Consider the following 26058-nt stretch of genomic DNA (forward strand, 5'->3'; position numbering starts at 1 on the left):
CCGGGATCTGAATCGTTTGCGGCATCAGCTCCAAAGGCAGCGAGCCACTCCATAGCACCCCGCACCGCCGCTCCGAGTCGGTGAGTTCGTGGGCGACGTTGACGCGACCGGGACGCGACGCCGTTCCGGGTCGTCGGCATGATGGCGATGCCTGGCCGATTCCGATCACCAGGAGGATCGGCGGCCGTCTGTCGATGTCCGAAGTGGAACCGCTGCGGAACGTGTTCGGGGAATCACGATCGACTCGGACCCTTGACTCCGGAGAAACATCGGGCCACCATCTGACAACGTTGTCACAGACCCCCGTTATCTGACAACGTTGTCATATCTGGAGGCAAGATGTCCGAGCCATCGCCGATTTCCCGGCGTACCTTCCTCTCCGCCGGCGCGACGCTGCTGGCGTCGGTCGGGGTGACCGCGGTCCTCCCGAACGCCCCCGCATCCGCCGCCGCCGTGCCGCCGCCGAGCGCCACCCCCACCGCCACCGCCACCGACCTGGCCCGGTACCGCCCGGTGACGGTCTCCTCGACCGACTATGCGCCGACGCCGGCCACCTTCGCGGTGGACGGCCTGCCGCAGGCCGGCGTCCGGGGGAGTGGATGGCGCGCCGCCAACGGCGATCCACAGTGGATCTCGGTGGACCTCCAGGCGCTGTGCCGGATCGAGGCCGTCTCCCTGGTCTTCGAGGCCACGCTCGACGACGGGCCGTTCGACGGCAACTACACCGACACCGACGGTGACGAGATCCTCTCCAGCGCTGCGACCGCGTACCGGATCGAGGTCTCCACCGACGGCCACGCCTGGCGGTCGGTGTACGAGACCACCGAGGGTCGGGGCGGCGCACAGACCATCAAGCTGCCCGAGCCGGTCACCGCGAGGTGGATCCGGATGACCGCCACGAAGCGCTCGAACAGCAACCCGGTGGGGCTCAACGGCTTCCAGGTCTACGGCGTACCGCTGTCCGGCCGGCCGAAGGCCGAGGGCTGGACCAGTTGGGAGGGCGGCAACACCGGCCCAATCCCCGAACTGACGGTCGCCGCCGACGGCACGGTGCCGCTGGAGTCGGGCTGGTCGTTGACGATGGACGACTTCGCCGGCACCGCCGACGGCGCCGAGCTCTCCCGCGCCGGCGTCGACGTCCGGTCCTGGCTGCCGGCGACGGTGCCCGGCACCGTGCTGGGCACCCTGGTCGAGCAGGGCCACCTGCCCGACCCGGTGAGCGGCTTCAACAACATGCGCATCCCGGAGGCGCTGTCCCGGCACACGTGGTGGTACCGGCGCGCGCTGCGGCTGCCGCGCGACCTGGACACCTCGGCCGGCCGACGGATCTGGCTGGAGTTCGACGGGATCAACCACGAGGCGACCGCCTGGGTCAACGGCGTGCAGGTCGGCAGCGTCAAGCACCCGTTCGCGCGGGCCGCCTTCGACATCACCGACGCGTTGGCCGGTCACCGTGGCGAGCACGTGCTCGCCGTCCGGGTCACCCCGATGCCGCACCCGGGCACCCCCGGCGACAAGGGTCCGGACGGTCGTACCTTCCTCCAGTCAGCCCACCACTACCTTGACGCGCCGACCTACCTGGCGGTGTCCGGGTGGGACTGGATGCCGGCCGTGCGCGACCGGGTCACCGGCCTCTGGGACCACGTCCGGCTGCGCAGCACCGGCGCGGTGGTCATCGGTGATCCGCACGTGCAGACCACGCTGCCGGACCTCCCGAAGACCGACAGCGCCGAGGTCACCATCCGGGTGCCGGTCCGCAACGCGGCGGCCAGCGCCACCACCGTCACCGTCCGCGCCGAGTTCGACAAGGTACGCGTCGAGTCCACGGTGACCGTCCCCGCCGGCGGGAGCACCACAGTCACCTTCGCGCCGGAGCGCTTCCGCACGCTGCGGCTGCGCAACCCCCGACTCTGGTGGCCCAACGGCTACGGCGACCCCCACCTGTACGACCTCACGCTCACCGCCACCGTCAAGCGCTCGGTCAGCGACCGGCGTGCGCTCCGCTTCGGTGTCCGCGAGTTCGCCTACGACTGGCACCAGCCGATCGTCATCTCGCCGCCCGGCAAGCCCGCTCTCGAGTTCGTCAACGGCGCGGCGACCCAGACGGCCACCTTCGACCGGCAGCACGCCCAGCACGTGCGCATCCAGGCCGGCCAGCGTGCCACCGGTTGGGGCATCTCGATGTTCTCGCTGTCGGTGGCCGACGGCACCGGCCCGGATCTCGCCCTCCGTCGCGACGCCACCGCGTCCTCCTCGGAGAACGACGGCAACGGTCCCGGCAAGGCCGTCGACGGCGACCCGGCGACCCGCTGGGCCTCGCAGGCCGAGGACGATCAGTGGATCCAGGTCGACCTCGGCGCGGCGGTCGACTTCGACCGGGTCACCATCGTGTGGGAGCAGGCGTACGCGCTGGACTACCGGGTGCAGGTCTCCGCCGACGGGGACGCCTGGAGCGACGTGACGTCGGTCAGCAACGACACTCCGCTGGGCAGCCGCGCCACCCAGGTCGAGACGTTCGCCAACCAGACCGCGCAGCACCTGCGCATCCAGACCGGCGCGCGGGTCACCTCGTGGGGCGTGTCCATGTGGGCGCTCTCGGTGCAGCGGCAGGCCGAGCCGGACGTCGACCTGGCCCTGCGCCGGACCGCCACCGCCTCGTCGTCCGACGGCGACTCGAACGGCCCCGACCGGGCCGTCGACGGCAACCCCCGTACCCGCTGGTCGTCGCAGTTCGAGGACAACCAGTGGATCCAGGTCGACCTCGGCGCTCCGGTCAGCTTCGACCAGGTCGCCATCGTCTGGGAGCAGGCGTACGCCCGCGACTTCGTCATCCAGGTCTCCGACGACGGGCAGCGCTGGAGAGACGTCAAGGCGGTCAGCAACAAGATCACCGAGCTGAAGATCACGGTCAACGGCGTGCCGGTGTTCGCCCGAGGCGGCAACTGGGGCTGGGACGAGCTGCTGCGGCGGGTGCTGCCCGACCGGCTGGCCGACACGGTCGAGATGCACCGCGACATGAACTTCACGATGATCCGCAACTGGCTCGGCAGCAGCAACCGTGAGGAGCTGTACCAGGCCTGCGACGAGCAGGGCATCCTGGTGTGGAACGACTTCTGGCAGGCCGGGGCCTTCCTGCCCAACCCGCCCGGCTACGTCGACATCGCCGCCGACACCATCCGCCGGTTCCGCCACCACCCGAGCATCGTGGTGTGGTGCGGCGCGAACGAGGGAGACCCGCCGCCGATCGTCGACGCCGGGCTCAAGCAGGCCGTCGCCACCGAGCACCCCGAGATCCTCTACATTCCCAACTCCGCCAGCGGCATCGTGAGCGGGCGCGGGCCGTACGGCTGGGTCGACCCGACGACCTACACCGACAAGACGATCTACGAGGCGGACTCGTTCGGCTTCCACACCGAGATCGGTATGCCGGTGGTGTCGGTGGTCGAGAGCATGCGCAACCTCGTCGGCGACGCGCCGGAGTGGCCGATCGGCGAGGTGTGGAACTACCACGACTGGTCGACCATCGGTAACCAGCGGGTCGGCACGTACCAGGCGGCGATCGACGCGCGGCTCGGTGAGTCCGCCTCGCTCGACGAGTTCGCCGCCCGGGCGCAGTTCGTCAACTACGAGAGCCACCGCGCCATGTTCGAGGCGTGGAACGCCAACCTGTGGCAGGACGCCACGGGTCTGCTGCTGTGGATGTCGCACCCGGCGTGGCACAGCACGGTCTGGCAGACCTACGACTACGACCTCGACGTGAACGGCGCGTACTACGGCGCCCGCAAGGGGTGCGAGCCGGTGCACGTCCAGGCCGACCCGGGCACCTGGCAGGTCCGGGTGGTCAACCACACCGCCGCGCCGCTGAGCGGGGTCACGGTGAGCGCCCGACGCTACGACCTCAGCGGCCGTATGTTGGGTTCGACCCACCGTCAGCGGGTGGACGTGGCCCGCTCGGCGACCACGGCGGCCTTCGCGCTCGCCGCGCCCGAGGCCGGCGGGCTGCACCTGGTGCGACTGGAGCTGCGGGACAGCCGGGACCGGCTGCTGGCGGAGAACACCTACTGGCGCTACGACAAGGCCGAGCAGGTGCGGGCGCTCAACGACCTGCCGAGCACCCGCCTGTCGACGTCGTCGAGCACCGTACGCGTCGTGGACGGGCGCAACACCGTCACCACGACGGTCCGCAACCAGGGCCGTACGGTCGCCGCCCTGGTGCGGCTCGCCGTGCGCGACAAGAGCGGTGAGCGGGTCCTGCCGGCCCGCTACGACGACAACTACTTCTGGCTCCTGCCGGGGGAGAGTCGTGAGGTGCGGATCTCCTGGCCGGCCCGGTCGGGCCTCGCCCGCCAGGTCACGGTGACCGCGCAGGCGTACAACTCCTAGAAGTACGCGGTGGGAAGCGGTGCCGTGCGGCTCCGCTTCCCACCGCGCTCGTGCGCCGCCACCTGATGTGGGCGTTTAGGTCCGTTACCGCACCTCGGCTCGGGACCGAGATCCATGCTGAGCGGGTGAGACGGTCCGGTTCCACGTCCGGCGCGGTACGGGTCGCGTTCGCGTTCTGGATCACGCTCGTGGGCACCACGGTGCCGACGCCGCTCTATCCGCTCTACGAGATGGAGTTCGGCTTCTCGTCGTTGACAGTGACGGTGGTCTACGCGCTGTACGCGCTCGGAGTCGTGGTCGGGCTGCTGGTCTTCGGTCGGCTCTCCGACCAGATCGGCCGACGCCCGGTCATCCTCATCGCGTTGCTGCTCTCGGTCGCCGCCGACGCCGTCTTCCTCGCCGCCGTGGACCTGGCGATGATCATCGTGGGTCGGATCCTCGCCGGGCTGTCCGCCGCGCTGATCATCGGCACGGCGACAGCGGCGTTGGCTGAGCTGATCGACCCGCGGCACCCGAAGCGTGCCGCCACCGTGGCGATCTTCGCGAACCTGGGTGGCCTGGCCACCGGCACCCTGCTGTCCGGGATCGTGTCGGACGTGGCGCCCGAACCGCTCCGGCTGCCCTGGGTGATCGTGCTGCTCCTGGCGTTGGTCGCGATCATCGCGCTGCGCGGGGTGCCGGAGACGGTCCGGGAACGTTCGCCGGTGACCCTGCGGGTGCAGCGGTTGCACGTGCCGGCGACCATCCGCGGTGCCTTCGTCCGCTCGGCGATCACCGCTGGCGCGGGCTTCGCCGCCCTCGGGGTGCTCACGTCGGTGAGCGGGCTGTTCCTTGGCATGATCCTGCACGAGACCTCACACACCCTGGCCGCGCTGGTGGTCTTCGTGGCGTTCACCGGTGCGGCGTTCGGCCAACTGCTGACCCGCGTGCTGTCCTCGCGTGCGGCACTGGCCAGCGCCTGCGCCGGCCTGGTGGTGGGGGCGGGCCTGCTGGCGTTCAGCATGTGGATGGCGTTGCTGGTGACGCTGCTCGTCAGCGCGGCGATCATCGGGGTCGCGTCCGGGGTGGCGGTCGGCGACGGCATCGCGACGATCACGATGAAGACCGAACCGCGGCACCGGGCCGAGGCGGTGTCGACCTTCTTCGCCATCCTGTTCGCCATGCTCGGTGTGCCGGCGGTCGGGGTCGGTCTGCTGATCCAGACGATCGGTCTACGCCCGGCCGGGGAGCTCTTCAGCGCGGTGGTGGCGGTGCTCGCGCTGGTCGTCCTGCTCAGCCTGGTCAGGGGCGGCCGGACCCGGCCCGCGAGCTGATCGCCCGCCGGTCTGTTCCGGGTGCCAGGGGCGCCCCGTCGGCCATTCACGCAGCTCTTGCGGCGGTCATCGTATACAACATACGCTCGATCGAGACGTCCGGGTGGCGGCCAGTCGGCAGGTCGTACCGCAGATCCCAGTGAGGTGCTGTCATGACGTTCACCACCCGACCCACGTTGCAGGGCACCTTCGGCATGGTGTCCTCCACCCACTGGCTCGCCAGTCAGTCGGCGATGGGCATCCTGGAACGCGGGGGCAACGCCTTCGACGCGGCGGTCACCGCCGGGTTCGTCCTGCACGTGGTCGAGCCGCACCTGAACGGGCCGGGCGGCGAGGTGCCGGCCATCGTGGCCACCGCACGCGACCCCCGACCGACGGTGCTGTGCGGGCAGGGGCCGGCCCCGGCCGGCGCCACCATCGCGCACTTCCGGTCCCTCGGAATGGACCTCATCCCGGGCGCCGGGCCGCTCGCGGCGGCCGTACCCGGCGCGGTGGACGCCTGGCTCCTGCTGCTGCGTGAGCACGGCACGCTCACCCTCGCCGAGGTGCTGGAGCCGGCGATCGGCTACGCCCGCGCCGGGCACCCGCTGGTGGGCCGGGTCGGTGACACGGTGGCCGCCGTCCGGTCGCTGTTCGAGGAACACTGGCCCACCTCCGCCGCGCTCTGGCTGCGCGGCGGCCGACCGCCCGCCGCCGGTGAGCTGGTCACCAACCCGGCGTACGCGGACACCCTGCGCCGACTCGTCGAGGCGGGACGGGCGGCCGGTGCCGACCGGGAGGCCCAGATCGAGGCCGCCCGCCGGGCCTGGAGCACGGGTTTCGTCGCCGAGGCGATCGATGCGTTCAGTCGGCGACCGTTCCAGGACTCCAGCGGACGCCCGCACGCCGGGCTGGTCACCGGCGACGACCTGGCCGCCTACTCGGCGAGCTGGGAGCCGCCCGCCACCCTCGACTGGCAGGGCTACCAGGTGGCGAAGACCGGTTTCTGGGGCCAGGGCCCGGTGCTGCTGGAGTCGCTGGCCACCCTGGACGCGCTCGACGACCCGGGCGCGTACGACCCGGCGACCGCCGCGGGTGTGCACGCCCAGGTCGAGGCGCTCAAGCTCGCCTTCGCCGACCGGGAGGCCTGGTACGGCGACGGGGCCGACGTGCCTGCCAAGGCGCTGCTCTCGCCGCGGTACGCGCGGGAGCGGGCCGCCCTGATCGGCGATCGCGCGTCGGTGGAGGTGCGGCCGGGTCACCCGGACGGGGCGCAGCCGCGCCTGCCCGCCCACGTCCGACCCGGTGCCGCTCGACCTGCCGGGACGACCGACGCCACCACGGGAGAGCCGACAGTGCGGTCAGACGGGGTGACCCGCGGCGACACCTGTCACGTGGACGTGGTCGACCGGTGGGGCAACATGATCTCCGCTACCCCCAGTGGTGGCTGGTTGCAGAGTTCCCCGACGATTCCGGAGCTGGGCTTCCCGTTGGGCAGCAGGTTGCAGATGTTCTGGCTGGAGGAGGGGCTCGCCTCGTCGCTGGCGCCGGGCCGCCGCCCGCGTACGACGTTGAGCCCGACGATGGTGCACCGCGACGGCGAGCCGGTGCTGGCCTGCGGCACCCCCGGTGGCGACCAGCAGGACCAGTGGCAGTTGCCGTTCCTGTTGCGGCACCTCGTCGGTGGGCAGAGCCTTCAGGAGGCCATCGACGCGCCGGCGTGGCACACCGTCAGCCTGCCCGGCTCGTTCTATCCCCGCGACATGGAGCCCGGTGTCCTGGTGGTGGAGGACCGGCTCGACGAGGGTGTGCTGGCGGCGCTGCGGGCGTACGGGCACGAGGTGCGGGTCACCGACGGTTGGAGCCTCGGTCGGCTCTGCGCGGTGACCCGTGACCCGGCGACGGGTGTGCTGGCGGCCGGTGCGAACCCGCGGGGGATGCAGGGCTACGCGTGCGGCCGGTAGCGGGTGCCGCGGCCGCGTGCCCGTCAGCGCAGGCCGTAGCCGCCTTCGGCGTTCTCGTACGCGGCGGCGGATGCCGCTTCGAGGTGGTCGAGGGCGGCCCGCTCGGCGCGGTCACCGTCGCCCGACTCGATGGCGTCGACGAGTTGGATGTGCTCGGCCCACGAGTGTGGCGCGCGTTCGGCCGCCCCGAGCCGGAAGACCCACTGGACATGGAGGTAGAGCGACCTGGCGATCGACGACAGCCAGGGGTTTCCGCTGATCTGGAGGATGCGCAGGTGCAGCGTGCTGTTCAGCTCGGCGACCCGGGCCAGGTCGTGGCGTTGGGTCGCCTCGCGGCCCTGGTCGAGCAGGGCGCGCAGGGACGCCACGTCGGCCGCGGTGGCCCGCTCGGCGGCCAGCCGGGCGGCGAGCGCCTCCAGCCGCTCGCGCACGGCGAACATGTCGGTGATGGTCCCGCTGCTCGGTGAGGCGACGACGGCTCCCCGGCGGGGGAGGATCACGACGAATCCCTCCGCCTCGGCGACGCGCAGCGCCTCCCGGACGGGGTTGCGGGAGACGCCGAAGTCCTCGGCGAGCCGGTCCTCGGTCAGCCGTTCCCCGGGCAGGTAGTCGCCGTCGATGATGGCGGTCCGCAGGGCGGCGAGGACCTGATCGCGGAGCGGCAGGTGTTGCGCGCCGAGCTTGTCCCGTAGGTCTTCAGCCACCCGGTCGCCTCTCCGTGAAGTGTCCGGGAAAAGCGTATACGAAGAACAATTACTGGAAGCTCGCCGCGCGCAGCCCGTGGACGTCAGACCCCGCGCGCGAACAGGGCCAGGCGTACCCGGTTGGGGCTGTCGGTCTTGGTCATCAGGCTGGTGATGTGGGTCTTGACCGTGGTGACACCGATGTGGAGCTGGTCGGCGATCTCGGTGTTGGACAGGCCCTCGGCGACCAGGTCGAGCACGTCCCGTTCCCGGGCGGTCAGGCCCGGCAGAGCCGGTGGTGACCCCGGGCGGGCGTGCACCGCGCGCTGCACGAGGCGGCGCAGCACGTCAGGGCTGAACGGGCTGTCACCGACCGAGGCGCGGCGGATGCCGTCCAGCAACTCGGTCGGGGGGGCGTCCTTGAGCAGGAACCCGCACGCTCCGGCGGTCAGCGCGGGGTAGAGGTGGTCGTCGTCGCCGAACGTGGTCAGCACCAGGACGCGGGTGGCGGGGCGTTCGGCGAGGATCCGGCTGGTCGCGGTGATCCCGTCGACGCCGGGCATCCGCAGGTCCATCACGACGACGTCGGGGAGGAGCCGCCCGGCCAGCGGGATCGCCTCGCGGCCGTTGTCGGCCTCTCCGACGACCTCGATGTCGGGCTGGGCGTCGCAGAGCATGCGCAGCCCGGCCCGGATGAGGTGCTGGTCGTCGACCAGCAGCACCCGGATCACGCCGGCTCCGGCGTGGGCGACCCGGCCGGGGCCTCCCGCTCGCGGGGCACCGACCCGATGGGCGCGTCGGCGGATGCGGCGGCCACTGCCGGCAGGACGGTACGTACTCGCCACCCGGTGCCGGTCCGGCCCGCCTCCAGCCGGCCACCGAGGACCTCGACACGCTCGCGCATCCCGGTGATGCCGTGCCCGCCACCGGCCGGCACGCCTGCCGGGCCTCCACCGCGCCCGTTGTCGGTGACCTCCCAGTGCACGGAGCCGTCCCGGACGGCGACCACGAGATGCGCGAGCGCTGAGGCCCCCGCGTGTTTGGCCACGTTCGTCAGCGCCTCCTGGGTCAGTCGCAGCACCGCCATGCCGCGCACCGCGTCGAGTGAACCGATCGCCGGGTCCAGATCGGCCTCCACGATGACACCCGCCTGTCGGGCCCGATCCATGGACGCGCCGATCGCCGCCGGCAGCGCGGACGGGTCGATCGCGGTCAGCGCCGCGTCACCGCGTACCCCGTCGGGGTTGCGGAGCACCGCGACCAGCCGGCGCAGCTCAGCGAGGGCCGAGGTGCCGGTGCCGTGCACGTCGTCGAAGACCTCGCCCACCCGGGGGTCCAGGTCGGTGAGCACGTGCCGGGCCACGCCGACCCGCAGGACCATCGACGCCACGTGGTGCGCCACGACATCGTGCAGCTCGCGGGCGATGGCGCTGCGTTCGTCGGCGCGGGCCGCGCGGCTCTCCGACTCGCGCTGGCGTTGCTCGGCCAGGGCCCGCTCCACGGCCTGCCGGCCCAACTCGCGGTTGGTGCGGATGACCAGGCCGAGCAGGACCGGCACGCCGACCTCCACGGCGAGCCCCACGACGCCGGAGGCGAACCGGCGCGGCGGGTCGCCGATCGAGTCGGTCAGGTCGACCACCACCAGCAACGCGGTGGCCAGCCAGATGGCTCGGGGGCCGCGCGCCCGCATGGTCATCTCGAGCAACGCCCAACTGGCGCCGACCTGGTTGATGGTGAAGTCGTCGATCAGGTTGATGGCGACCGCCAGCAGGGCGGCCTGCGCCACCATGTTCACCACCGGTCGGCGGTGCGCCGCCAGCGCCACCGCGAACGCCGGCACCGCGAGGACCCACTGTGTCGTCGTGGGCGTGCTGGTGGAGTGCGGGACGACGAGCAGGTAGCACAACCCGGTGAGGTCGAGCAGGACCATCCGCACGAGGCTGTCCCGCAGGTCGAACAGTCGCCCCAGCCAGCTCACGACGGTCAGCCTAGGCGCTGTGCGCCGGTGGCGGCGGCTGCGGGCCGCCGCCACCGGGTCCGGACCGCGAGGTACGCGGCCAGGCCGAGCGGCCCGAGCAGGATGGTCAGCACCAGCACCGGAGCCATCACCAGCGCCGGCACCCCCCGTTCCCGGCTGTCCAACCACGCCCACCGCCCGACGAAAAGATCGAACGCGATCATGTGCGCCCAGCCCGCCGCCGCACCGTCGGAGGTGCCGAGCAGGTCCCGCACCCCGGCCAGGGTCGGCGACGCCACCGCCGGCAGCACCTCGCCGAACGCTGGCAGCACCAGCAGCGCGTAGATCACCACGACCGGCAGCACGATCAGCGGCGAGCCGACGATCCGGGCCGTCCACGACCAGCGCGGCAGCAGGATCATCAGCGCCCAGAACGGCGCGGCCACCGCGAAGGTCAGGGAGAACAGCGCCGCCGTCATGCCGCCAGCGCCAGTTCCGGTCGGCGGCGGCCCGCCAGCACGAGCCCGGCGGCGGTCGCGGTCGCGACCACCAGGGCGGCGACCGCGACGAGGGTGAGACCGTCCGGCCGCAGCAGCGGCTGCCCGCGCAGCGCCTGCCAGGTCAACAACACAGTGAGTACGCCGTACGCCGCGCCCGCCACGACCAGCAACCGGACGCGGGTGCGCGCGTCCAATCGCGTCGCGAACCGGCTCAGCAGGATCGCCAGGATCGGCAACGCCTGGAGGGCGTGCAGCCCGACGAAGTGCCCGATCCGCAGGTCACCGCCGGTGGTGCTCCAGCCGACAACCGGCAGACCCGCCCCACCATCGACCACACCGACGCTGTGCGCCCCGGAGATGCCGTCGATTCCCGGCTCCTGCATGGGCAGCACCATCGGCACCGCCGCGAGCATGCCCAGCAGTGACAGGCCGAGCCCCCACCCGACGGCGGTCGCGGCGGCCCGGTCCGGGATCCGCCGGATCAGCAGCACGATGCCGATGACGAGGTGCGCGAAGAACAGCACCATGATCGCTGCGGCCATCGCCGCGAACAGCGCCGTGTTCAGGGGAGCGCTGTCGTTGAAGTGGCTGGCCTGCCCGCGTACCACCTGGCCGACGATCACCACCATCTCCACCACCGCCATCGCGACGATCACTGTAGCGGCCCACTCGGCGGCTCGGCTGCGTCGCGGCAACAGGGTGAGCATCCAGGCGAGAGTCGCGCCGTACAGCACGAAGGACACCGCGAACTTGAACGGCTTGAGCCAGATCGGCGCGCCGACCAGAACGCGCGAGTCGACGAAGACGCCGACCGCGCAGGCGACGGCGAGCACCGCCATCACGTACACGAAGAACATCAGTGGGCGGTGCCAGCGTGCCGCCCGGCGCAGGTCGATACTCATGTCTGTAGATGCTGGTCGGGGTGCCCGCCGGTCGCGTCCGACCGGGAGCCCCGGTTGCGGCCGCCGGTCTGAGCGGGCCCTCCTCCCCGGGTAGGAGACGAAACCCGCCGAGGCCCGCCGTCGGTGCTGACACAATTGCCGGCCTGGCGACCGGATCGGGAGTGACCATGACGACCACCATGGACCGTGTCCAACCGAACGAGACCACGGTGCCGCTGCTGCACTGCCCAGCCCCGCAGGAGACCCTGGCGTTCTGGCGGGCGCTCGGGTTCGAGGTGACCTACGAGCAGTTGAGGCCGTACGTGTACCTGGCGTTTCGGTGGAGCGGCTTCGATCTGCACTACGGGCCGGCGCCGAAGGATCTCGACCCGGCGAAGGAGCAGTCCGGCGGCTGCCTGGTGATGGTGGACGCGGTCGCGGCGTACCACGCGGCGTTCGCCGAGGCGATGCGCCGCAGCTACGGCAAGGTGCTGGTCAAGGGCCTGCCTCGGATGACCCGCTACCGCGCCGGGGCGTCGCGGTTCAGCATCGTCGACCCGTCGGGCAACTCCATCGTCTTCATCCAGCGCGACGAACCGAACGACGTGGAGTACGGCGGGTCGAAGGAACTCGACGGGCTGGCCCGGGTGCTCGACAACGCGCGGATCCTGCGCGAGTTCAAGATGGACGACCGGGCGGCCTACCGGGCGCTCGACTCGGGGATGCGCCGTCGCGCCGAGGACTCCCCGGTGGTCGAGCAGGCGATGGCGCTGGCCGGCCTCATCGAGTTGGCCACGGCGTCGTTGGACAAGGCCGACCGGGTGCCCGAGTGGGGCGCCCGACTCCAGGCGCTGTCGCTGCCCCCTGAGCAGCGGCCGCAGGTGGCGCAGTACGTGGCCGACCCCACCCTCCTCGAACCGTGGTGGCCCGACCATCCCTGACAGTGCGCCCAGGCGAACGACGAAGACCCGTCTCGGCCTTCCCGGACGCCGTCACCGTCGGTTCGCGGACCGAGCGCCTGGTGCGGTGCGGCGCAACAGCGCCACCTTCGCCCGTTCGTCTGGTCATTTCTTTCTTTGGCATGAAATTACCCCTTTAGGGTAACGACGGCCAAGCCACCTACCTGCTCCGATACCTTCCGAAGGAGAGGAAAACTCGTATTCCTCCCTTCGGGTGCATAAGGAGTCAGTGATGAAGCGCAGTGTCGCGCTCGCGGCAGCCCTCCTCGCAGGTCTGACCAGCATCGGATCGATCCCCGGGGCAGCCTTCGCCGATGGCGGTGGCCCTGGGTACCACGACGACCGCAAGGGGGGTGATCACCACTACGGCGACGAGGGCGCTGTCTTCGTCCAGACCAACAAGGCCGAGGGCAACACCATCAAGGTGTACGACCGCGACGAGGACGGACGTCTCACCAAGGCGGGCGAGTACGAGACCGGCGGGCTGGGCGGCTTCACCATCGGCGCGCCGCTCGACGCGTTGGCCTCGCAGGGCTCCCTGACCTACTACCGCGGCTACCTGTTCGCGGTGAACGCCGGCAGCAACACCGTGACGGTCTTCCGGGTCGATGGCACCAAGCTGCACAAGCTCCAGGTCATCTGGTCCGGCGGTCTGCTGCCGGTCAGCGTCGCGGCCCGTGGCGACCTCGTCTACGTGCTCAACGCCGGCGGCGAGGGCTCGGTGCAGGGCTTCGAGCTGGACAAGGGGCGGCTGTCGCGGATCGAGGACGCCAACCGGTCGCTCGGGCTGCACAACGGCAACCCGCCCGCGTTCGCGTCCGCCCCGGCGCAGGTCAAGATCGACCCGGACGGCGAGTTCGTCCTGGTGTCCGCCAAGAACGCCAACGTGATGTTCAGCTACGAGATCGGCCGCCACGGCGACCTGGCCCGTAACCCCGTCATCAGCGACGCGGGAAACACGCCGTTCGGCTTCACCTTCGACAGCAGGGACTCGGTGCTGGTCACCGAGTCGGGAGCGAACGCGGTGAGCCGGTTCGAACTGGAGGACGACGGCTCGATCGATCAGGTCGGGCCGTCGGTGCCCAACGGCCAGCAGGCGCCGTGCTGGATCCAGCGCGTCGGCGACTACTTCTTCGTCGCCAACGCCGGCAGCTCCACCATCAGCTCCTACCGGGTCGACGACGACGGCAAGCTCGAACTGGTCAAGAACGTCGCCGCCGACACCAACGGCGGGTCGATCGACATGACCACCAGCGACGGCTTCCTGTACGTGCAGAACGCCACCGCGGGCAACGTGCAGGGTTACAAGGTGCACGAGGACGGATCGCTGAATCTCGTCACCACTGTGGAGGGTCTGCCGAAGTTCGCCGACGGCATCGGCATGGAGGGCATCGCCGCCTCCTGAGCGCACCACCCGCTGGTCCCGGTCGTTCGTCGACCGGGACCAGCTCTCGTCGTGTCCCGAGGCCGCGGCCACGCGCGCGGCATACCCCGGGTTCGGACCGAGCGGCCTGCGTTGGCTCGGTCGACGTCCGCCCGGTTAGTTCCGGCTGCCGGATCCCTGGTTTCTAGATGACCTCCGCTGAGTCCGGGCGCGTTCGCTCGCCCCATCGAACGACCGCCGGGGTGGCGAGCCCCACCGCAACGAAGATGCCGCCCATCAGCAGCCAGCCGGGGGCACCCCAGGCGATGCAGAGCAGGCCCAGAATGGAAGGGGCGGCGACGTTGGCCAGGCCGGTGCCAATTCCGGAGATTCCCATGTACTGCCCCTGCGCATGCGCAGGAGCGAGCCGGAACTGCAACTCGAGTGAGCCCGCCGCGTGCCACAGCTCGCCGACGGTGTGCGAGGCGACCCCCAGCGTGATCACTGTGACGGCGACCCATCCGGGCATCACCGACGTGGCGGCGATCAGGGCCATCCCGATCAGAAACGCCAACCCGGAGCGGCGCATCGCCCGACCTGCCGCTGAGCTGGAGTCGACTCCCCGGCTCACTCTGACCTGCAGCGTCGCCACGAGGGCGGTGTTGACCAGCACGGCCACTCCGACGAACCAGCGTGGCGCATCGGTCTGCGAGATGATCCACACCGGCAGCGCGAAGACCAGTACCTGACCCTGTATTCCCAGGATGGCGTCGAGCACGGTGACTGCCAGAAAAGGCCTGTCCCTCAGTGCGATCCAGCGCCCGGTCAGCTGTGGCGCTGGTACGGGCGGCAGCGAGGGCAGCCGAGTGATGATGGCGGCGCATGCCAGGAAGCTGACAGCGTTGCCGACGACCAGGGCCAGGTAGGCCGCGCGGGTGTCCAGTTGCACTGCGGCGCCGGCGGCGAGGGCGCCGCAACATCCCGCAAGGTTGGCGACCGACCGCAGATAGGCTCGATACTGGCCAAGGTTGGTGCCGCCGAAGCCACGCACCAGTGGACCGCGAGACGCGCCGCCGGCTGAGTGCGCGAGCTGGGTCAGGCAGACCAGGATGACGAACGGCCAGAACGTGTGCACGAAGGCCAAAGCGGCCATGGCGGCGGCTCGGATGAGCAGGGTCAGCAGATAGATCTCGCGCGGGCCTCGACGATCGGCGAGATGCCCCACCGGAACCCCGGCGAGCATCCCGACGAGCGCTGCGATGCCCATCCCCACAGCGACCTGAGCAAGGGGAAGCCCGACGGATCGCGTGAAGAAAAGCACGGCGGTGGCCATGAAAATGCCACTTCCGAGCATGTTGACGAAGGTTGCGAAGGCCAGGACGCGCCGAGGGCCGTGATCGGGGATGAGTCCTCGGGCAACGAGCCACGAGATGTCGCGCGGAGGGATGGGAACGGGCGTTGTCGCTGCCTGCACAGTGACGGACCTTCCGTGGAGGTCGTGGCGGGGCTGCATCCTGCCGGGAGTGTTAGTCGAGGCTGGCCAACTCGTCCGGCGACAGGACCAGAGCCCCGGCGGCCAGGTTCTCGACCAGGTGATCGGGGTTGCCGGTACCGGGGATGGCCAGCAGGTGCGGGCCGCGGCTGAGGGTCCAGGCGATCCGCACCTGAGCGGGCGTCGCGCCGTGCGTGCGGGCGATGGCCTCCACCGCCGTGTTGGCGGCCACGCCGCCGGCCTCACGTCGGTCCCCGGCGATCGCAAAGAACGGCACGAATGCGACGCCCTGCTCGCCGCAGGTACGCACGAGCAGGTCCTGCGTTCGTCGGGTGTCGACACCGTAGGTGTTCTGTACGCAGACCACCGGGGCGATCGCCTGTGCCTGCGCGAGGTGTTGCGGACGGATGTTCGACAGGCCGAGATGCCGGATGAGTCCGGTGTCGCGTAGCTCGGCCAGCGCACCGAAGTGCTCCGCTACCGACTCCAGTCCGTGCTGGCGCAAGTTCACGACATCCAGGTGGTCGCGGCCGAGTTGGCGCAGGTTCTCCTCTACCTGTCCACGCAGCTCATCCGGGCGGGCCAGCGGCAGCCACCCTCCCGACGGGTCGCGGCCCAGTCCGACCTTCGTGGTGATGACCAGGTCATCCGGGTACGGCGACAGCGCCGTGTTGATCAATTCGTTGGCCGACCGCAGTGGCGAGAAGTAGAACGCCGCCGTGTCGATGTGGTTCACGCCGAGGTCGACCGCTTGGCGTAGCAGTCTGATGGCTCGCGCGCGGTCGCTCGCCGCTCTGCCGTTACCCGTCAGTCGCATCGCGCCGAATCCGATTCGATTGACGCTCAGATCGCCGAGCGTCCAGGTGCCCGCGGATTCCGCACCGATCATGTTGGTAGACATCGGGCGAACTTAGCCACCGCCACTGACCTGCGCAGTCGGGCGTCTGCCCGATACCGATCGGGAGGAATCACTGTTAGGTTATCTATAGTCAGATAGCGCTCTGCCGGCAGTGCAGTGACAGTCGCGGCTCATGCGGTTCCTGACTGCATTCGCGTTTGGAGCCTGACGGCAGACCCTCCCAAAGGCGGGGCGTTTACCGAGTCCCGGCGGACAGCGGCGTAGGCAGCGAAGCGGCTCGGGCCCACCCCGTGGCGGCGTCCACAGGCTCGACCGCCGCGCGCTAGGAGGCCAACCGTTCTCGCGCGGGGCGCGTCGGCCGGGGGAGTTCGGCGCTGCCGTCCGAGGTGTTGATCTCCGACCAGGCGGCGTCGAGGGAGAGGCCGAGGACGTCGGCGATCGCCGCGATGGTCGGGAAGGCGGGGGTGGCTATCCGGCCGGACTCGATCTTTCGAAGGGTTTCCGGCGAGACGCCCGCGTCGAGCGCGGTGAGGAGCATCGAACGCTCTCCACGGGCCCGACGCAGGAGCGCGCCGAGGCGCTGACCGCGTTCGAGCTCTTCGGGAGTGAGTGGCAACCTGACCATGCTCCGATTCTAGTACCGGGATAATATGGCCGGGATACTTATTGGTCGTCCGAGGAAGGCGCTGCATGATCGAGATCCTGAGCCCCACCGACGTGCTGCGAGCGAAGGACACCGGCGCGCTGGTCGCCGGCATCCTGCAGACGCTGAAGAGCCGCTGCGTGGTCGGCACCAACCTCCTGGACATCGACCGGTGGGCGCAGGCCATGATCATCGAAGCCGGGGCGCAGTCCTGCTACGTCGACTATGAGCCGTCCTTCGGGCGTGGGCCGTTCGGCCACTACATCTGCACGTCGGTGAATGACGCCGTGCTGCACGGGCTGCCGTACGACTACCCACTCGCCGACGGGGACCTGCTCTCGCTCGACCTCGCCGTCTCCCACCGCGGAGTCGTCGCGGACTCGGCCGTCAGCTTCGTGGTGGGCGACGTGCGGCCCCCGGAGAGCGTCGCGCTGATCGACGCGACCGAGCGCGCGTTGCAGGCCGGGATCGCCGCCGCCGGCCCCGGCGTTCCCATCGGTGACATCTCCCACGCGATCGGCTCGGTTCTCACGGCGGCGGGATACTCGGTCAACACGGAGTTCGGCGGCCACGGCGTCGGCTCGACGATGCACCAGGACCCGCACGTCTCCAACACCGGGCGCCCCGGTCGCGGTTACCGGCTACGCCCGGGGCTGCTGCTGGCGCTGGAGCCCTGGGTGATGGCGGACACCGCCACGCTGATCACCGATGCCGACGGCTGGACCCTCCGCAGCGCGACGGGCTGCCGGACGGCGCACAGCGAGCACACCATCGCCATCACCGACGACGGTGCCGAGGTGCTGACCCTGCCGACGCCCTGACCGACGGCCCGGCGGTCGACCCGCAGCCACGGTGGACGATTAACCGGCCAGTCGACGGGCAGGTCTCTGTGGGGCACCCCTGCCAGGTCGCGTTCAGAATGAACCGATCGGTCATATTTTCCGTGATGACGGTCAGGGTCACCCACCAGAGTCGCGGAGGCACGATGTCAACGGTTCGAACTGGTCCGGTCATCGGACTGCTCGTGCAGATCGGCCTGCTGGCCCTGCTGGCGGAGACGGTCAGTCTGGGCGCGGCGGGCTGGGTGGCGGGGCTGGCGTACGGGGTGGTCCTGTGTGCCCTGCTGAGCCGGGGGATGTCCCGCTCGGGCGCGGGTGCGCTCAGCCCGGCCGACCGGGTGACACTGAGCCGGGCGATCCTCGTCGGCGGCGTAACGGCCCTGGCCGCCGACTCGTTCGGCCGGTCGGCTCCGGTCACCCTGATGGTCGTCCTCACCAGCGTGGCGTTGGCCCTCGACGCCGTCGACGGGTACACGGCCCGTCGTACCGGAACCACCAGCGAGCTCGGCGCGCGCTTCGACATGGAGATCGACTCCTTCCTGGTCCTGGTGCTCTGCCTGCACGTGGCCCCCGCGGTGGGTGGCTGGGTGCTCGTGATCGGCGCGATGCGCTACCTCTACGGCGGCGCGACCTGGGTGTTGGAGTGGATGCGGGGATCCGCGCCGCCGCGTTACTGGAGCAAGGTCGTCGCCGCGATCCAGGGTGTCGTGTTGACGGTCGCGATGGCCGACGTGCTGCCCGCGCCGCTGACGACAGTGATGCTGGTGGTGTCGGTGGCGCTGCTGGTCGAGTCGTTCGGGCGGGACGTGACCTGGCTCTGGACGACCCGGCGCCGCCGCCGCGCCGTCACCCACGCCACCCCGGCCGCGACGGTCCACGTGGGCAGCTCGGCCAGCCACAGTGCCCCGGGCGCGGTGACGGCGCTGGGCGCGAGCCGGCCGGACGGGCTGCCCTGGTCGGACCGCCCCACGGTCGCTGTCGCCCGACGCGGGACCGCCCGCGTCTGAGCCTCCTGGATGCTGCGCCGAACAAAGATCATGAAAGGATGCGCGGGTTGTCGCTCTTGACACGCGTACGTCAGCTGCCGAACCAGGGACGGAGGGCGATGGAGGTCGAGGTCTCGGACGGCACCGCCGACGGCACCGACGTCGAGGAGCGGCCGAAACGCTCCGTCGCCGCCCGGCTGACGACCGTGCTGGCAGCCCTGCTCGTGCTGCTCGTCCTCACCGTGCCGTACGACTACGGCCGGCTCAGCCCGGCGGCGTTCGCGCGGATTCCCCTGGAGGCGCTACTGGTCGTGGCCCTCCTGCTGGCCCTGCCGTCTCGCGGCAGCCGGATGGTCGCGACGCTGGCCGGCGTGGCTCTCGGCCTGCTCGGTGTGTTGAAGCTGCTCGACCTGGGATTCACCGCGTCGCTGAGCCGGGCGTTCGACCCGGTGCTCGACTGGGCGCTCCTCGACGAGGGGTTCGCCTTCCTCAGCGAGTCGTACGGCCGGCCCGCCGCCATCGGTGCCGCGGTCGCCCTGGCGGTGGTGGTCGTGTTCCTGCCGACGCTTGTCACGCTGTCGACGCGGCGACTGCGGGGGGTGGTGGTCCGGCACCGCACCGGTACCACCCGGGTCGTCGCCGCGCTGGTGGTCGTCTGGGTGGCCTGCGCCGCGTTCAACGTGCGGGTGGTCGAGGGCGTGCCGGTCGCCGACACCTCCGCGACCACGCTGGCCAACGGTCACGGTTTCCAGGTGCGCCTGCGCCTCGACGACCGCGAGACGTTCGGCGCTCTGATCGAGTCCGACACGTTCGGCGACACCCCGGGCGACCAGCTACTGACCGCGCTGCGCGGCAAGAACGTGGTCGTCGCCTTCGTGGAGAGCTACGGCCGGGACGCCGTCGAGGACCCGGAGTTCGCGCCGTGGGTAGGTGCGGTCCTCGACCGCGGCACCAGTCAGCTGGGCGCGGCGGGTTTCGCCGCGCAGAGCGGCTTCCTCACCTCACCGACCTTCGGTGGCGGCAGTTGGCTCGCGCACGACACACTGCTCTCCGGCCTGTGGATCGACAACGACCAGCGCCACCGCACCCTGCTGTCCAGTGACCGGATGACCCTCAACCGCGCCTTCCAACGCGCGAACTGGCAGACCGTTGGCGTGATGCCCGCCGTCACCAAGCCGTGGCCGGAGGGTTCCTTCTTCGGCTACGACCGGTTCTACGACGCCAGGACGCTCGCGTACCGAGGCCCGAAGTTCAGCTTCGGCACCCCGCCCGACCAGTACACCCTGGCCAGCTGGCAGCGCCTGGAGCAGGCGGAGCGCGACAGCAACGTGATGACCGAGCTGGCGCTGGTGTCGAGTCACGCGCCCTGGACGCCCGTCCCGCCGCTGCTCGACTGGAACGACGTCGGCGACGGCTCGGTCTACCGGGGGGCCGGCGCGGGCAGGTCGGACGACAAGCGCCGCAACACCGCCCAGATCCGGGCGGACTACCGGAAGTCCATCGAGTACACCATGGGCGCGCTCATCTCCTACGTGCGGACCTACGGAGACGACGACCTCGTGTTCATCGTCCTCGGTGACCACCAACCCGCCGCGGTCGTCACCGGCGAGAACGCCAGCCACGACGTGCCGATCTCGCTCATCACCCGGGACCGGGCCGTGCTGGACCGAATCTCCGGGTGGGGCTGGCAGGACGGGCTGAAGCCCGGACCGCAGGCGCCGGTCTGGCGGATGGACGCCTTCCGGGACCGGTTCCTGACCGCCTTCGGGCCGTGACCCGGCCACCACTCTCACGGACTGGACCAGACAGATGACGGCTGGCACCGACACCAGGATCGCCGCGCTGCGCAGCGACCCGGCCCTGTCCCTGCTGCACCGGTCGCTGGACGTCTACTACGGCGATCCCGAGCGGGACGCGAGGATGGACGCCTTCTACTCCCGTTTCGTCGACGGCGGGGACCTCGTCTTCGACATCGGCTCCCACGTGGGCGATCACATCGCCAGCTTCCGTCGCCTCGGTGCCCGGGTCGTCGCGGTGGAACCGCAGCCGTTGTGTCTGCGCGCCCTGCGGGCGATCTACGCCGACGACGACCAGGTGACAGTGGTCGACGCGGCCTGCGGCGCGCTTCCCGGGCGCACCCGGTTGCACGTCAACTCCGCCAACCCCACGGTGTCCACCGCCTCACCGGATTTCGTCCTCGCGGCGGAAGGGGCGGGCGGGTGGGAGGGCCAGGTGTGGGACACCGACATCGAGGTGGCGGTGGTCACCGTGGACGCGCTGATCGAGACGTACGGCGTGCCGACCTTCACCAAGATCGACGTTGAGGGCTTCGAGGACGAGGTGCTGGCGGGCCTGAGCCTCCCGCTGCCCGCGCTGTCGTTCGAGTTCACCACCATCGCGCGTGCGGTCGCCGACCGGTGTCTCGCTCGCCTGACCGCGCTGGGTTTTGACGGCTTCGACGTCGCGGTGGGCGACGACAAGTCGATGACCTTCCAACGGTGGACGTCCGCGACCGACCTGGCGACGCACCTGCACGACCTGCCACACGCCGCGAACTCCGGCGACGTGTACTGCGTGTCCGGCAATCAGGCGGTCACCACCGACTGATCGGATGCTGGCGGTGGCGCGGACCAGCGCGGGATGATCGACGTTCGTCTCGACGTCGAGCCGCGCCACGCGATCGCGGGGGAGAGGGCCGATGACCCCGACACAGCTGCGCGCGTACGTCGCCGTGGTCCGGCTGGGATCGGTCAAACAGGCCGCCGCGGAGCTTCAGGTGTCCGAGTCGGCGGTGTCGCTGCACATCGCCCAACTGCGCAGGGAGTTCGGCGACAAGCTCTTCGCCCGGACGGCGGCGGGCCTCGAGTTCACGGCGGGTGGGCTGCGGCTGGCCAGTCGGGCGGCGGAGATGCTGGGTCTACAGGACCGCACCATCCTGGAGGTCAGCGCCGCGACGCGCGGCCGACGGATGCTGCGGGTCGCGGCGTCGAGCCTGTTCGCGGAGTTCGCCGCGCCGGGGCTGATCGAACTCTTCGCGAAGCGCGCCGCCGACCTCGACGTCGAGTTGAGCGTGCGCAACCCGGGATCGTTCGGGTCGCTGCTGTCGACCCGCGCCGCGGACATCGCGATCGGGCCGCAACCGTCGGTCGTCGACGGCGCGATCGACTGCCGGCCGGTGATGAACTACCGGCTCGTGATCGCCGTCGGCCCGGAGCATCCACTGGCCGGCGTGGCGGCGTCACCCGGGCAGCTGCGGGAGCAGACCTGGCTGCTCGGGCCGTCGGCCGCCACCGAGTGGGGCGCGGTCCCGGCGCTGCTGCGCCGGCTGGCCGTACCGGACGAGCGGCAGCAGCTGTTCCAGAGCCACGCGGCCGCGCTGGGGGAGGCCAAGCGGGGCCGGGGGGTGGCGCCGGCCCTCGCGTTCACCGTCGCGCCGGACATCCGTCAGGGCCAGCTCGGGCAGGTTCTGGGGCCGCACGCCACGATGGAGGCGGTGTGGCATGCGCAGGTGCTCGCCACCCCCGGTGCGATGTCGGCCGCCGAGGAGCTGTCGCGCTTCTCGTCGACGCCGAGGGCGATTCAGGCGATGATGCGCGGTGCGGGCGTCAGCGTCGGCCATTTCCGGCCGTCGGTGCACGTAACGCTCTGGAGCTGACGGGCGACGACAAGCAGGTCGTGAAAGGTGCCGGCCGGCAGCATCCGGTCGCAGTAGGGGAGCGCGGCGGCCATCCCGCCGACGCGGGGGGCGAAGCCGGGTGCGCCGGCGCGGGGATTCAACCAGACGATCCGGTACGCGCGGCGGCTCAGCCGGGCCATCACCGCTGCCAGGTCGGCGGGCGGATCGCTGTCCCACCCGTCCGACCCGATCAGCACCACCGCCCCGCGTACGGCCTCCGCATGGTGGGAGGTGAGCAGGGCGCGCAGGTTCGTGGCGATCCGGGTGCCCCCGTACCGGTCGGTCACGGCGGCGCTGGCCTGTGCGACCGCCTCCGCCGCCGAGGTGTGCCGGAGCACCACGGTGAGCCGGGTCAGCGTCGTGGCGAACGCGAACACCTCCGCATCGGCGACCACCGCGAACGCCCGCATCAGATGCAGGTACGCGGTGGCCTGCGCCCGCATCGACTCGCTGACGTCACAGAGCAGCACGACCCGCCGCGGCCGCCGTACCGGGCGCGCGCGGACGACCTCTATCGGCTCCCAGCCGGTACGCCGGGACCGGGCGATGGTGGCCCGCAGGGCGATCCGGGCGCCGGCCGGGCCGACGGTGTGCCGTCGGGTGCGTCGGGTCGGCCAGCCGGCGACGGCCGCGCGCAGGGCGTCGCCGAGTTGCGTGACCTGCGCGGCGTCGAGTGCGTCGAACGGACGGTCGGCGAGCCCGGTGTGGGCGCTCGGGCGCCGCTCGGGCAGTCGGAGCGCTGTGTCGTCCTCAGGTGTCTCGGCGACGGCCGGCGGCAGTGTCGCCCAGGGCAGGCCGCCGCCCGGCCCCGCGTCGTCGGTGTCGGCCGGCACCCGGACGTATAGGTCGTCGGAACTGCCGGCCGAGGGCGCGGACCGCTGCGGTCGGGGCAACGGTGGGGGGTCCGCGAAGATCGCCGCGAAGACCCGGTCGAACGCGGGCACGTCGGTGTGCCGTCGCACCAGGCTGATTCGGGCGGTCCAGTAGAGCGCCGACATCGAGTCGGGTGGGCTGGCGGCGAGCGCCCGGACGAAGTCGTCGACGGTGGTCAGCCCGGCCGGAACCCCGGCCCGTCGCAGCCGACCGGCGAGGGCCACCGCGAACGCGGCCCGGTCTACGCCGCGCAGCACGCCCTGGCTCACCGGCGCGCGACCAGCCAGGCGATCACCGCGCCGACCGCGACCAGACCGACGACCACCGGTACGAGGCGTTTGGTCACCGACCCACCGGCGATGCTGAGCAGGTCGAGCGCCTCCGGCTCGGCGGCCGGCGCGACACGTACCGCATCGCCCGACGCCCCGACGCCCGACGGCCCGACGCCCGACGGCCCGACGCCCGACGGCCCGACCCCCGACGCCCCGACGCCCGACGGCCCATCGGCCGAAGCGGCCGGCGGCGGACCTGGCCGTGACGAGACCGGCGACGGGTCGACCGGTGACGGCTCGACGGGTGCGGGCGCTACGGCGGCAGTGCTGGGCGTGGTCGCGACCGCCGTGGCGGACGCGACCGCAGTTGCCTCGATCGCCGCGGCGGACGCCGCCGGGGTGGAGGGTTCGGACGCCGCCGGGGTGGGCTCGGACGCCGCCGTGGTGGAGGGCTCGGACGCCGCCGTGGTGGGCTCGGACGCCGCCGGGGTGGACTCGGGCGGCGCGGCGGAGGTGGCCGCCACGGTGTGGGCGTGCGGACGCGGGGCCGGCGGGTCGGCGGCGAGCTTGGTCTCCAGGTTGGCGACGAACTGGGCCAGCAGCTTGCCCGACACCTCCTTGATCATGCCGCTGCCGAACTGGGCCAGCCGGCCGGAGATCTTCAGATCGGTGTCCACACTGACCAGCGTCCGGTCGCCGTCCGGCCGCAGGTGGGCGGTGACCAGCGCGGACGCGGTGCCGGCCGAGCGGGCGTCCCGGCCCTTCGCGTCGATCACCCCGCGGTAGGCGGCGTCGTCCTTCTCGACGAACCGGGCGGTGCCCGCGAACTCCGAGACGACCGGCCCGACCTTGACCCGCACCCGGCCCTGGTAGACGTCGCCGTCGACATCGGTCAGCTGGGCGCCCGGCAGGCACGGCGCGAGCCCTTCCAGGTCGGTGAGCACCGCCCAGGCCCGGTCGATCGGGACGGTGACCGCGAACTCGTTGGTGATCTTCATGGGTGACTCTCCTGGTAGGCGCCGAGCGCGGCGGCGACCACGGCGCGGTCGTCGGGGGTCTTGGCGATGGTGCCGATGGTCTGCGCGACACCGTCGGCGGCCAGGTCGGTGACGCCCAGCACGGACAGCGCGCCCACCCAGTCGATGGTCTCCGCCATGCCGGGGGCCTTCTCCAACTCCCGGTGGCGTACGCCGCCGACGAACTGCACGGCCGTCTGGATCAGCGGCCCGGCCGCGCCCGGTACGGCCCGGCGGACGATCTCCACGGCGCGGGACGGTTCGGGGTATTCGATCCAGTGGTAGAGGCAGCGGCGGCGCAGCGCGTCGTGCAACTCCCGGCTGCGGTTGGAGGTGAGCACCACGACCGGTGGCGTGCGGGCGGTGAAGGTGCCGAGTTCGGGGATCGTGATGCCGGTCTCGCCGAGGAACTCGAACAGCAACGCCTCGAACTCGTCGTCGGCCCGGTCGATCTCGTCGATCAGCAGCACCGGCGGGACCGGCCCCCGGTGGCGTACGGCCCGCAGGATCGGCCGTTCCTGGAGGTACTCGGCGCTGAACAGGTCCGCGTCGGTGAGCCGGGTGTGGTGCGCCTCGGCGAGCCGGATGGCCAACAGTTGCCGCTGGTAGTTCCACTCGTAGAGTGCCTCGCCGGCGGTGAGCCCCTCGTAGCACTGCAACCGGATCAGCGGTGTCTCCAGCGCGCGGGCCAACGCCTTCGCGGCGGTGGTCTTGCCGACCCCCGGCTCGCCCTCCAGCAGCAGCGGCCGACCGAGGCGCAAGGCCAGGAACAGGGCCATCGCCATGCCGTCGTCGACCAGGTAGTCGACGGCGTCGAGGCGGTGCCGGACGGCCTGGGCGTCCTTCATGCCTCGCCCGCCAGCAGGCGCGCGTAGTCGGCCCGGGTGTCCACGTCGACGGGCACCGGCCCGTCGACCGTCACCTCGGTCACCGGGTGGCGTCCGGAGTGCAGGAGCTTCCAGACGGCCTTGTCGCCGTGCAGGTCGTACAGCTCGGGCAGGACCTCACGGCCGAAGCGGAAGGGATGACCCAGGCCGTTTGCGTACCGGCACACGGCCAGCGGGGTGCCGGCCGCGGCGACCCGGCGGACGTCCGCGGCGCGGACGCCGGGCTGGTCACCGAGGAGCAGCACGAGGGCGTCGGCGCGCGGGTCGAGCGCGCGAGCGGCGGTGCGGACCGACGACCCGCAGCCGGTGCTGAACGCCGGGTTCTGCACGACCTGGCAGCCGGTCAGGTCCACCCGGTCGCGGATGTCGTCCGCCGCGCCGCCCAGGGTGACGAGCAACTGGTCGAAGCCGCACCCGCGGGCCAGGTCGAGGGTGGCGTCGAGCAGCGTCCGCCCCCGGTACGGGAGCAGTTGTTTGGCCTCGCCGAGCCGCACCGACGCTCCAGCGGCGAGCACCACGCCGGTCAGGAACAC

General features: G+C 71.4%; 21 protein-coding genes and 1 pseudogene. 10 read left to right on the forward strand and 12 right to left on the reverse strand.

What is annotated here, in order from left to right:
• Nucleotides 1-339: 339 nt before the first annotated feature.
• The 3 genes from ACZ6NZ_RS08450 to ACZ6NZ_RS08460 all read left to right on the forward strand — a co-directional run bounded on the left by ACZ6NZ_RS08450 (nucleotide 340) and on the right by ACZ6NZ_RS08460 (nucleotide 7639).
• Nucleotides 340-4383 carry a discoidin domain-containing protein gene (locus ACZ6NZ_RS08450; protein ID WP_465857040.1) on the forward strand — a complete coding sequence of 1348 codons (4044 nt, stop codon included), beginning with the start codon at nucleotides 340-342 and terminating at the stop codon, nucleotides 4381-4383.
• 125 nt (nucleotides 4384-4508) lie between these two features.
• Nucleotides 4509-5696, forward strand: coding sequence for an MFS transporter (locus ACZ6NZ_RS08455; RefSeq protein ID WP_465857042.1), 1188 nt, complete (start codon nucleotides 4509-4511; stop codon nucleotides 5694-5696).
• A gap of 152 nt (nucleotides 5697-5848) precedes the next feature.
• Complete coding sequence (locus ACZ6NZ_RS08460; RefSeq protein WP_465857044.1) at nucleotides 5849-7639, forward strand: gamma-glutamyltransferase family protein; 1791 nt, start codon at nucleotides 5849-5851, stop codon at nucleotides 7637-7639.
• Nucleotides 7640-7662: 23 nt separating this feature from the next.
• On the opposite strand, the gene ACZ6NZ_RS08465 is transcribed toward ACZ6NZ_RS08460, so the two are convergent.
• The 5 genes from ACZ6NZ_RS08465 to ACZ6NZ_RS08485 form a co-directional block, all read right to left on the reverse strand.
• Entirely contained in the window at nucleotides 7663-8343 is a 681-nt protein-coding gene (locus tag ACZ6NZ_RS08465; protein ID WP_465857046.1) for a GntR family transcriptional regulator, read from the reverse strand.
• A gap of 83 nt (nucleotides 8344-8426) precedes the next feature.
• Nucleotides 8427-9053: a response regulator transcription factor gene (locus ACZ6NZ_RS08470; protein ID WP_465857047.1), complete on the reverse strand. Its 627-nt coding sequence runs from the start codon at nucleotides 9051-9053 to the stop codon at nucleotides 8427-8429.
• Nucleotides 9050-10300, reverse strand: a complete 1251-nt coding sequence (locus tag ACZ6NZ_RS08475; RefSeq protein WP_366606271.1) for a sensor histidine kinase — start codon at nucleotides 10298-10300, stop codon at nucleotides 9050-9052. Before ACZ6NZ_RS08475 ends, ACZ6NZ_RS08470 begins: the two co-directional genes overlap by 4 nt.
• A gap of 5 nt (nucleotides 10301-10305) precedes the next feature.
• On the reverse strand, nucleotides 10306-10758 hold the full coding sequence (locus ACZ6NZ_RS08480) for an ABA4-like family protein (protein WP_465857050.1): 453 nt from the start codon (nucleotides 10756-10758) through the stop codon (nucleotides 10306-10308).
• The gene (locus ACZ6NZ_RS08485) at nucleotides 10755-11681 is read right to left on the reverse strand and encodes a hypothetical protein (RefSeq protein WP_465857052.1); all 927 of its coding nucleotides are present in this window, start codon (nucleotides 11679-11681) and stop codon (nucleotides 10755-10757) included. Before ACZ6NZ_RS08485 ends, ACZ6NZ_RS08480 begins: the two co-directional genes overlap by 4 nt.
• Before the next feature lie 167 nt (nucleotides 11682-11848).
• Here ACZ6NZ_RS08485 and ACZ6NZ_RS08490 point away from each other — a divergent pair, with 167 nt between their 5' ends.
• Together ACZ6NZ_RS08490 and ACZ6NZ_RS08495 are read left to right on the forward strand one after the other, a co-directional pair.
• Entirely contained in the window at nucleotides 11849-12601 is a 753-nt protein-coding gene (locus ACZ6NZ_RS08490; RefSeq protein WP_465857054.1) for a VOC family protein, read from the forward strand.
• A 250-nt stretch (nucleotides 12602-12851) separates the two neighbouring features.
• Nucleotides 12852-14024 carry a lactonase family protein gene (locus ACZ6NZ_RS08495; protein WP_465857056.1) on the forward strand — a complete coding sequence of 391 codons (1173 nt, stop codon included), beginning with the start codon at nucleotides 12852-12854 and terminating at the stop codon, nucleotides 14022-14024.
• Between the two features lie 163 nt (nucleotides 14025-14187).
• Here the strand turns inward: ACZ6NZ_RS08495 and ACZ6NZ_RS08500 are convergent, their stop codons facing one another.
• From ACZ6NZ_RS08500 to ACZ6NZ_RS08510, 3 genes are all read right to left on the reverse strand, one after another.
• A complete protein-coding gene (locus ACZ6NZ_RS08500; RefSeq protein WP_465857058.1) occupies nucleotides 14188-15456 on the reverse strand; it encodes an MFS transporter in 1269 nt (422 codons plus the stop codon).
• A gap of 52 nt (nucleotides 15457-15508) precedes the next feature.
• Nucleotides 15509-16375 carry an oxidoreductase gene (locus ACZ6NZ_RS08505; RefSeq protein WP_465857060.1) on the reverse strand — a complete coding sequence of 289 codons (867 nt, stop codon included), beginning with the start codon at nucleotides 16373-16375 and terminating at the stop codon, nucleotides 15509-15511.
• A 280-nt stretch (nucleotides 16376-16655) separates the two neighbouring features.
• On the reverse strand, nucleotides 16656-16958 hold the full coding sequence (locus ACZ6NZ_RS08510; protein WP_465857062.1) for a helix-turn-helix domain-containing protein: 303 nt from the start codon (nucleotides 16956-16958) through the stop codon (nucleotides 16656-16658).
• Nucleotides 16959-17023: 65 nt separating this feature from the next.
• Between ACZ6NZ_RS08510 and map the strand changes: the two genes are divergently transcribed.
• The 5 genes and pseudogenes from map (at nucleotide 17024) to ACZ6NZ_RS08535 (ending at nucleotide 22456) form a co-directional block, all read left to right on the forward strand.
• Nucleotides 17024-17797: a type I methionyl aminopeptidase gene (map, locus tag ACZ6NZ_RS08515; protein ID WP_366606283.1), complete on the forward strand. Its 774-nt coding sequence runs from the start codon at nucleotides 17024-17026 to the stop codon at nucleotides 17795-17797.
• Between the two features lie 164 nt (nucleotides 17798-17961).
• Nucleotides 17962-18666, forward strand: a pseudogene (locus tag ACZ6NZ_RS08520) (CDP-alcohol phosphatidyltransferase family protein); the annotation flags it as partial.
• Between the two features lie 254 nt (nucleotides 18667-18920).
• Nucleotides 18921-20576, forward strand: a complete 1656-nt coding sequence (locus ACZ6NZ_RS08525) for a sulfatase-like hydrolase/transferase (protein ID WP_465857064.1) — start codon at nucleotides 18921-18923, stop codon at nucleotides 20574-20576.
• Nucleotides 20577-20610: 34 nt separating this feature from the next.
• Nucleotides 20611-21408 (forward strand): FkbM family methyltransferase, encoded by a 798-nt coding sequence (locus ACZ6NZ_RS08530; protein WP_465857066.1) that lies wholly within the window; start codon nucleotides 20611-20613, stop codon nucleotides 21406-21408.
• Between the two features lie 91 nt (nucleotides 21409-21499).
• Nucleotides 21500-22456, forward strand: a complete 957-nt coding sequence (locus ACZ6NZ_RS08535; protein WP_465857068.1) for a LysR family transcriptional regulator — start codon at nucleotides 21500-21502, stop codon at nucleotides 22454-22456.
• On the opposite strand, the gene ACZ6NZ_RS08540 is transcribed toward ACZ6NZ_RS08535, so the two are convergent.
• Genes ACZ6NZ_RS08540 through ACZ6NZ_RS08555 form a run of 4 tightly spaced genes read right to left on the reverse strand, consistent with a single transcriptional unit; the run spans nucleotide 22381 to nucleotide 26058 of the window.
• Complete coding sequence (locus ACZ6NZ_RS08540; RefSeq protein ID WP_465857070.1) at nucleotides 22381-23619, reverse strand: vWA domain-containing protein; 1239 nt, start codon at nucleotides 23617-23619, stop codon at nucleotides 22381-22383. The genes ACZ6NZ_RS08535 and ACZ6NZ_RS08540 overlap by 76 nt on opposite strands.
• Nucleotides 23616-24620, reverse strand: a complete 1005-nt coding sequence (locus ACZ6NZ_RS08545; RefSeq protein ID WP_465857072.1) for an SRPBCC family protein — start codon at nucleotides 24618-24620, stop codon at nucleotides 23616-23618. The genes ACZ6NZ_RS08540 and ACZ6NZ_RS08545 overlap by 4 nt, the downstream gene beginning before the upstream one ends.
• Entirely contained in the window at nucleotides 24617-25486 is an 870-nt protein-coding gene (locus tag ACZ6NZ_RS08550) for an AAA family ATPase (protein ID WP_465857074.1), read from the reverse strand. Before ACZ6NZ_RS08550 ends, ACZ6NZ_RS08545 begins: the two co-directional genes overlap by 4 nt.
• Nucleotides 25483-26058 carry a nucleotidyltransferase family protein gene (locus ACZ6NZ_RS08555; RefSeq protein WP_465857076.1) on the reverse strand — a complete coding sequence of 192 codons (576 nt, stop codon included), beginning with the start codon at nucleotides 26056-26058 and terminating at the stop codon, nucleotides 25483-25485. Before ACZ6NZ_RS08555 ends, ACZ6NZ_RS08550 begins: the two co-directional genes overlap by 4 nt.

It is taken from the genome of Micromonospora sp. NPDC047756, assembly GCF_055587245.1.